General features: G+C 57.5%; 9 protein-coding genes. 6 read left to right on the top strand and 3 right to left on the bottom strand.

The window, feature by feature from the left end; translation table 11 throughout:
• The 6 genes from BA066_05950 to BA066_05925 form a co-directional block, all read left to right on the top strand.
• Positions 1-1,403, top strand: a 1,403-nt coding sequence (locus BA066_05950; GenBank protein ID RDD53155.1) for an ABC transporter ATP-binding protein, incomplete at its 5' end; no start/stop codon positions are given.
• Between the two features lie 30 nt (positions 1,404-1,433).
• Complete coding sequence (locus tag BA066_05945) at positions 1,434-1,994, top strand: ECF transporter S component (GenBank protein ID RDD53154.1); 561 nt, start codon at positions 1,434-1,436, stop codon at positions 1,992-1,994.
• Complete coding sequence (locus BA066_05940) at positions 1,995-2,777, top strand: energy-coupling factor transporter transmembrane protein EcfT (protein RDD53153.1); 783 nt, start codon at positions 1,995-1,997, stop codon at positions 2,775-2,777. It begins immediately after the preceding gene.
• 152 nt (positions 2,778-2,929) lie between these two features.
• Positions 2,930-3,559, top strand: coding sequence for an IS607 family transposase (locus tag BA066_05935; GenBank protein ID RDD53152.1), 630 nt, complete (start codon positions 2,930-2,932; stop codon positions 3,557-3,559).
• A gap of 76 nt (positions 3,560-3,635) precedes the next feature.
• A complete protein-coding gene (locus tag BA066_05930; protein RDD53157.1) occupies positions 3,636-4,712 on the top strand; it encodes a transposase in 1,077 nt (358 codons plus the stop codon).
• 213 nt (positions 4,713-4,925) lie between these two features.
• Positions 4,926-5,672, top strand: coding sequence for a hypothetical protein (locus BA066_05925; protein ID RDD53151.1), 747 nt, complete (start codon positions 4,926-4,928; stop codon positions 5,670-5,672).
• 9 nt (positions 5,673-5,681) lie between these two features.
• On the opposite strand, the gene BA066_05920 is transcribed toward BA066_05925, so the two are convergent.
• From BA066_05920 to BA066_05910, 3 genes are all read right to left on the bottom strand, one after another.
• Positions 5,682-6,419 carry a metallophosphoesterase gene (locus BA066_05920; protein ID RDD53150.1) on the bottom strand — a complete coding sequence of 246 codons (738 nt, stop codon included), beginning with the start codon at positions 6,417-6,419 and terminating at the stop codon, positions 5,682-5,684.
• On the bottom strand, positions 6,419-7,336 hold the full coding sequence (locus BA066_05915) for a DMT family transporter (GenBank protein ID RDD53156.1): 918 nt from the start codon (positions 7,334-7,336) through the stop codon (positions 6,419-6,421). Before BA066_05915 ends, BA066_05920 begins: the two co-directional genes overlap by 1 nt.
• Before the next feature lie 170 nt (positions 7,337-7,506).
• Positions 7,507-7,720, bottom strand: a 214-nt coding sequence (locus BA066_05910; GenBank protein RDD53149.1) for a cupin domain-containing protein, incomplete at its 5' end; no start/stop codon positions are given.

Genomic DNA, 7,720 nt, shown 5'->3' with positions numbered 1-7,720 from the left:
GGGCCAGCCTCTCCAAGCTCTCCAGGCTAGTGGGCACCGTGATGCAGGAGGTCAGCAAGCAGCTGGTGCTGCCCAAGGTGGAGGACGACGTCGCGTTCGGTCCCTGCAACCTCTGCCATGAGAGGGGGAGAATAAGGAGGAGGGTTGAGGATTCTCTAGCGAGCGTCAACGCCCTGCACCTCAGGGAGAGGGATGTGAACGAGCTGAGCGGAGGGGAGAAGCAGAGAGTAGCTATAGCTGGCATCCTGGCGATGGATCCCCCAATAATACTGATGGACGAGCCCCTGGCCAACCTGGACAGCGAGGGGGTGAGGCTCGTCCAGGATCAGATGAGGGCGCTCAAGGGGAGGGGAAAGACCCTGATAGTAGCTGAGCACAGGACGGAGGAGGTGCTAGATGTCGGTGTTGACAGGATAATCTTCATGGATCGTGGGAGGCTGGTCAGGGAGATGAGGGAGGAGGAGCTCAAGGACCTCCTCGGCGTCGTGAAGGTCCCCGCCAGGGTGCTCGTGAGGGGATGCAGGGGAGTCCACCACAGCAGGCCCCAAGGCCCCAGGACGGGGGAGGTGGCCATAAAGGTGGAGGACCTGAGCTTCGATTACGACGGGAAGGAGGTCCTCAGGGATCTGAACCTGGAGATAAGGGAGGGGGAGAGGATCGCCCTCCTGGGTAACAATGGGGCCGGGAAGAGTACCCTGGCGAAGCTCATCCTCGGGATACTGAAGCCCAAGAGGGGGAGGGTTCTCGTTTACGGAATGGACACGCGAGAGAGGGAGGTTTATGAGCTGGCCAGCTACGTCGGGCTAGTTTTCCAGGATCCATTCAACATGCTCTTCGCTAGGACGGTCGAGGAGGAGCTCTCCTACGGGCCCAGGAACCTGGGGGGGAGCCCGGATGAGGTTAGGGAGCGGGTCCTCGAGGTGGCCACCAGGTGCGGGGTCGATCACCTCCTCAGGCATTCCCCCTTCGCCTCAAGCTACGGGGAGAAGAAGAGGATCTCCGTGGCCTCCATCCTGACCATGAGGCCCAGGGTTTTGATACTGGATGAGCCCACAGCCGGTCAGGATTACGCGAGCTACACATCCTTCATGGGATTCATAGGGAGCCTGATGGGGAGCTTCAGGACGCTGATATTGATAACACACGACACCGACTTAGCCGTGGAGCACACGGATAGGACCATCATCCTGGCGGATGGTCGTATAATAGCTGATGGTCCGACCAGGGAGGTGCTGGCCAAAGAGGAGTACCTGAGGGCCGGTAGGATAAGGGAGACGGATCTCATCAGGGTGAGCAGGGAGCTGACCGGTGGTAGGATGGTGCTGAGCCTGAGAGAGGTCCTGGAGCTCTGCTCAGGGTCCATCAACGGGGCGGATGAGGAGCGCCCCGGGAAAGGTATATAAGTGATGGACCCCCATTTGCGGGGTGAATCCATGAGCGAGAGGAGGGCTCTCTCGACCACGGGCATAGTTGCGATGGCGATAGGAACCGCCCTTTACGCCGCTTTCAACGTTTTCTTCAATATCCTCCAGCTTCCAGGGACCCAGCTCGTCACCTTGAGGCCCAGCGTTGTGATACCGATGTTCTTCGGCTACATCTTCGGCCCCCTTGTGGGCTTCGTGTCCGGGTTCCTGGGTAATGTGATAAGCGATGCCATAAGCTGGGGAGGTTTCTGGTGGAACTGGGATGTAGGGAACGGCCTGCTCGGGCTCATCCCAGGTTTGGCGTCCTACTTCCTCTCCAAGGATGACGCCTTCAAGCCCAGGGGCTATCTGACCTGCGCGATCCTGGCAGTGATAGGCTCCATCGTGGGAATGGGATTCGCCGCCTACACAGACTACTTATTCGGTTACGGGATCTCAACGATGGAGGAGGCCACTTACGCTCTCTTCATTCCCGCGGCCGTCACTGATGCTGTAAACGGGGCCATAATAACGCCGATACTGGTGGTAGCTTACGCATCGGCCGCCAGGGGCAGGGCGAGGAGGCTCTGAATGTCCTCCAGGTTCATAAGGTACATAGAGGGGGACAGCGCGATACACAGATTGGATCCCAGGTCGAAGCTCACCTTCATCTTTTTTATGGTCCTCAGCCTCACCCTTGCCTCGAATATCCTGCTGGTAATCCCCCTGCTCGCCATTTCCCTGGCCTTCTACTCCCTGGCCAAGTTGCCCTGGAGCCGGACGATGACCACCTGGAGGTTCATCCTCGTGATAATAGTGGTCCTCTCCCTGCTCAACTACCTCACGATAGTTCTGATCTACGGCGAGGGATCCCTGATGGAGAGGCTGACGTCCCCTGAGGCCATCAGGAGGGCCTTGATGCCTGTGCTGAAGCTGCTCTCCCTGGCCCTGGTCACGGCGACCCTAGTGTTCACGACCCCACCGAACCTCTACGCCCCGGCCTTGGGGCAGATGGGCCTCCCATACAGAGCCGCCTACGTGATACAGCTCGCCCTCAGGTACGTGCCCGAGTTCACAGCTGAGATGAGCAGAACCCTAGAGGCTCAGATGGCCAGGGGCTTCAGGCCAAGGGGAGGGAGGAACCCTGTGGCCAGGCTGCTCTCCATAGTTCCCCTGGTGGTTCCCGTGACGATCTCAGCTGCGCTCTCAATCTACGACATAGCGGATTCGATGGAGCTGAGGGGATTCGGGGAGGAGAGGTGTCACACCTGGTACAGGGAGCTCAGGCTGACCCTTAGGGACAAGCTCCTCCTGCTCCTCTCTTACTCTTTGGGCTCGGTCTACCTCTTGGCTTTCTTCATGGGTATCCCCTGAGGGGCAGCGCGTCAAGCCGGATGGCGCGTGAATGTCAAGCGTCCGTCCCGATGCATGACCATAAGCGGCAGCTTGGAGGGGCTACCATGGGGTTCACCAGCAGTTTCTGAATAGTTAACTTTATATAACACTTCCTACCACTTATTTACATAATGACTGAGAGGTTGCTGACGCTTAGTGAGGCCTGTAAGAGGCTGGGCATCCATCCAAATACCCTCAGGAAGTGGGATAGACAGGGGAAGATCAGAGTCGTCAGAACCGTCGGAGGCAGGAGGAGGGTGCCTGAGGACGAAGTCGAGCGTCTAATGGGCATTATTAAGCCAGACGCGTCGAAGAGGGCGGTTGTCTATTGTAGGGTCTCTTCCCACGACCAAAAGCAGAAGGGGGACTTGGAGAGGCAGAAAGAGAGCTTATTGGAATACGCCAAATCGAAAGGCTACGAAGTCGTCTCAGTCTTAGAGGATGTTGCCAGCGGGCTTAATGAGAACAGAGAGTCGCTGGGCAGGCTCTTCGACATGGTCGAGAAGCATGAAGTTGGGGTTGTCATCGTCGAATTTAAGGACAGGCTCACGAGGTTCGGTTTCAGGTATTTGGAGCGTTACTTCGCCTCTCACGGCGTCAGGATAGAAGTGGTTAATGGTGAGGAGCCTAAGGATGTCCATCAAGAGCTTGTAGAGGATCTAATGGCCTTAGTTTCAAGTTTTGCAGGGAAGCTCTACGGAATGAGGAGCCGTAAGTACAAGGAGGTGGTCGAAGGTGTCAGGCAGCTTATTGCTGAGTGAGACCTGCAGGTTCAGGCTCGAACCCAATGAAGAGCAAGCGGTGATACTCAAAGAGCTCTTTGAAGCGTACTCAGAAATGGTGAGGTTTTGCTTGGAGAGGGCCATAAAGCTGGGTGTAACGTCAAGGAAGAGACTTCATGAAGCTGTCTACAGGGAGTTGAGAGAGAAATATCCCTCTTATCCCTCCCACTACGTTTACACGGCCATAACCCAAGCTTTGGCGATGTTCAAGTCCTATAGGAGGCTTTCCAGGAGGGGAAAGAACGTCAGTCCTCCCGAAATCAAGAACTTGAACACAGTTCTCCTGGACGATGCTCACCTGTTCTGGTTCAGCTGGGGGAGCCTGAAGCTTGCTACGCATAGGGGGCACGTCGTAGTTCCCTTCGAAGTCCACGAGCACTCAAGGAAGTTTATCGGCTGGCAGGTCAAGGGGGCGAGGCTCGTTAGGAGAGGCGGAAGCTTCTTCCTGCATGTGACCTTCAGGAAGGCTGTCGAGGAGAGGGAGCCAGAAGGCGTGTTGGGCATAGATGTTAACGAGAGAAGCATAGACCTCATCGTGGTTAAGCCCGACAAAGTGAAGTTCGTCAGGATAGACATAAGCGAAGCGAAATGCGTCAGGGACAGGTACTTCAGGAAGAGGAGGAACATCCAAAAGAAGACTTCTGGGGAGACTAAGGCCAGGCTGCTAGCGAAGTATTCCAGAAGGGAGAAACAGCGGGTAAATGATATACTCCACAGGGCCTCAAAAATCATAGCCCGCATAGTCGCTGAGGAGAACGTCAAGCCCGTGATGGAGAGGCTCACCGACATGAGGGAGAAAATACGATATGGCAGAAAAATGAACAGGAGGCTTCACAGCATGCCATTCAGGAAAATACAGCTCTACATCTCCTACAAATCGATGGAGCAGGGATTTAATCCGGAGTTTGTTGACGCCAAGAATACGTCTAGGACGTGCCCGATATGTGGCGAGTTGAACAAGCCGAATGGGCACGTCTTCAAATGCAAGGAGTGCGGCTTCCAGGCGGATAGGCACTTCGTAGCCGCCTGGAATATAGCCGCAAAACTCCCCATGTGCCGTCCTTTACCGTTGGCGGCGAAAGCCACCGAGGCCTTCGAGGCCGAGGTGGAACGGATAGTTATAGAGTGTTAACTATCCGACAACGGTTTAATCTCGCTCATCTTGATCATCCTCTACGAGCTGCTGCTCTTAGTGGAGAATTTTTATGCTAGAATGGGAAGATATGCTGATGCTTTTAACCTAAATATGATCATAGGATTAATTCTTGGGGCGGGAATCATGGCGGACTACCTCCTCTAGGGTTCCTGAGGAAAGGTTATTAGTCACTGGACCCTCCGCCTCGGCATGGAGGCTATTGAGGTCTTCTTCCATCCGAGCTGCCTCAGCAGCAAGAGGCTCATGATGACCCTCCACAGAGAGGGACTGCTCACGAGAGTGAGGTTCATTGACGTCTCGAACGTGGCCGGATCTGGCGCGATGAGGTTTGAGGTCTGGAGTGTCCCTTGGCTCGTTTACAACGGAAGAGCTGCGGCGATGGATCCGATAAAACCAGAGGAGATGCTGGGCATTATCGAGAGGGGAGAGGCAGACGTGCCCAGGCACGTGGAGACGGCCTTCGTGAGGGCCGTACTTCACAGCTCATACGCGTCGGCCTGCGTCTACTTGCACGGCAGCTTGGAGCCCGTCCTATCCGAGTCGCTCGCCTCAGCCGCGGTGAGGCATCCCTTCGGGGGTCCCAGCCCTGGAGAGGTGCTGGAGAGGGTCAGGCGAGCTGGTCCGGATCTCCTCGAGGATCTCATGGAGAGGAGCCTGATCACGCTAGGCGCGGCCTATCTCAGGGCGGTCTTCTGGACGAGCGACTCAGATGCCAGGCCCCCGGATGAGGGGGAGGTCGCCAGGCGGCTCCTGGCCTCGGCGAGCATCGGGAGGGTTGGTCTTCCGAGGAGGCCCATCCCCGATCCCGGCAGGGTGAGGAGACTGGCTCAGCGCATAAGGGATGACTTCAGCTCCCTGCTGGAGAGGGTCTCGAAGGAGCAGGAGGAGGTCCTGGGGGACGAGGAGTACTGGAGCGTCCTCAGGGGGCTGGGTTGACGATTTAGCTCAGATATTATCGACGGATCCCGTCCTCAGTATCTGAATCAGCTGATCCTCGGCCCAACTCTCGAGCCTCAGTTCTCTGATCTTGCCTATGACCCCCTCCACATCATAACGGATCCTCCTGAGCTCCAGCCTACCATCCTCCAGGATGGCGTAGGACGCCCTGCTATCCCCGTCCCTGGGCTGGCCCAGGGAACCCGGGTTCAACACCCTAGCCCCCCTAAGCCCCCTGATCATCGCCCTGTGGGTGTGACCCACGAGGAAGAGATCGTGATCCAGCCTCCTCAGCCCGGCCGGGCCGACCTCATACAGCTGTCCCTCCAGGTCCTCATCGCTCATATCGGGCATCAGGTAGCCGTAGAGGTGATCCCTGGGGGATGCGTGAACGGCGTAAACGCGCATCTCACCGATACGGAGCTCATAGCTCTCAGGGAGCCCCCTTAGAAAATTCAGGTCCTCCTTCGAGAGCATCTTCAGCGTTATGTTGGCCCTCGTGTACTCGCTGAGGGGCCTCAGCTCCTCCAAGCACATGCAGCTGATCCCGTGAGCCGCGGCCGCGTCATGGTTTCCCTTCAGGAGGACGGAGCACGTCTCCCTGAGCAGATCAAGTGTTTCTGCGGGCTGAGGACCGTAATCCACGGAATCTCCTAAGAAAATGGCCTGATCGTATCTCTCTCCTTCCAAGATCGCTCTGAGAGCATCATAGTTCCCGTGGGCATCCGATATTATGAGCAACCTCATCAAGCCGTGAATCGGGCGATCTTATTAAGAGTTCGCACCCGCCTCTCGAGGAATTCGATGGGCCTCCCGTCGGATAGGGATAGGCCCAGCAGTATCACGACCATCCCGAGGAGGTGCCTTTCCTCCAGCCTCTCCCCAAGCAGGGCCGTGCAGAGTAGCGTCGCCGTCACCGGGATTAGCAGGGTCACGAGGTTCACCTGGGTCGCCCCGGCCGATTCGAGCAGCCTGAAGAATACTACGTATGCCAGGGCGGTGGAGAGAATCGATAGGCAGATGATCGATTCCCAGGCCCTCACCGAGGGGATCGGCAGGGTCCAAGGTCTGTCCAGCAAGATGGCGAGGGGGAGGGCGGTCAGGGTGGCCGCGGTCAGCTGACCGGATGCTATCTCCAGCGGGGACAGGCCCATCCCATATAGCCTTCTGCCGAATATCGTGGCGTAGGAGTAGCAAAGCACGCCGGAGAGCACCATAATCTGCCCGATCAGGCTCTGACCCCTCTCCAAAGCATCGGGCCCCATCATGATGAGGACGCCCGAGAGACCGATCAGTGCACCAGCCAACTTCCCCCTGGTCAGCCTCTCATCGTCCGTGAGGAAGTGGGCGAGCATTGATGTGAAGATAGGGGCTGTGGAGTTCAGTATGGAGGCCAGGCTGCTGGATATGTAAACCTGCCCCCAGAGGATGAGCGCCGAGGGAACTGTGTTATTGCTCAGCCCCAGGATCAGGAGCTCCCTCCAGGGGAACCTCCGGCCTCCCCTGCGTCTCACCACAATGTTGAGCGGGACGGCAGCTAAACCGAGACGGAGCGCCGTTATAGTGAGGGGAGGGAGCTCCCTCACTAGGATGCCCATGAAGAGAAAGGAGCCACCCCATAGGACTGATAGGGTCATTAAGAGGGACCATTCCTTCAGCCCCATCCTCCTGAGGCTTCCCATGCCGCGATGTCCGTTCATGGCACCCCCATCCCGAGGCATGAGGTTGGCCACGTTGATTGAGCTGATTCGAGGGGTTGGGGGCCCTGAGGGCCCGATGCCGTGGGAGCGAGCGCATCGTCTGAGACCATCGCCCCTTGGGGCCTCGGGGTCCTTCAGGGATGATAGACCGCTATCAGGACGCAGTCCCCGGAAAGCACTCCCCTGTGCCTCACCCCCTTAGGGATGAGCAGGGCCTCACCCTCCCTGACATCCAAATCGCCCATTCCCTCCATGTGAACCCTCAAACTCCCGCTCACCACGTAAGCGATCTCGTCCTCCTCGTGCGCATGCTCCGGTATGAGATCCCCATCCCCCTCGGAGAGGACC

This window comes from Candidatus Korarchaeota archaeon NZ13-K, from assembly GCA_003344655.1.
In the GTDB taxonomy this organism is placed as follows: Archaea; Korarchaeota; Korarchaeia; order Korarchaeales; family Korarchaeaceae; genus Korarchaeum.
The sequence above is the reverse complement of the archived record's forward strand: the minus strand, read 5'-3'. Positions and strand labels throughout refer to the sequence as shown.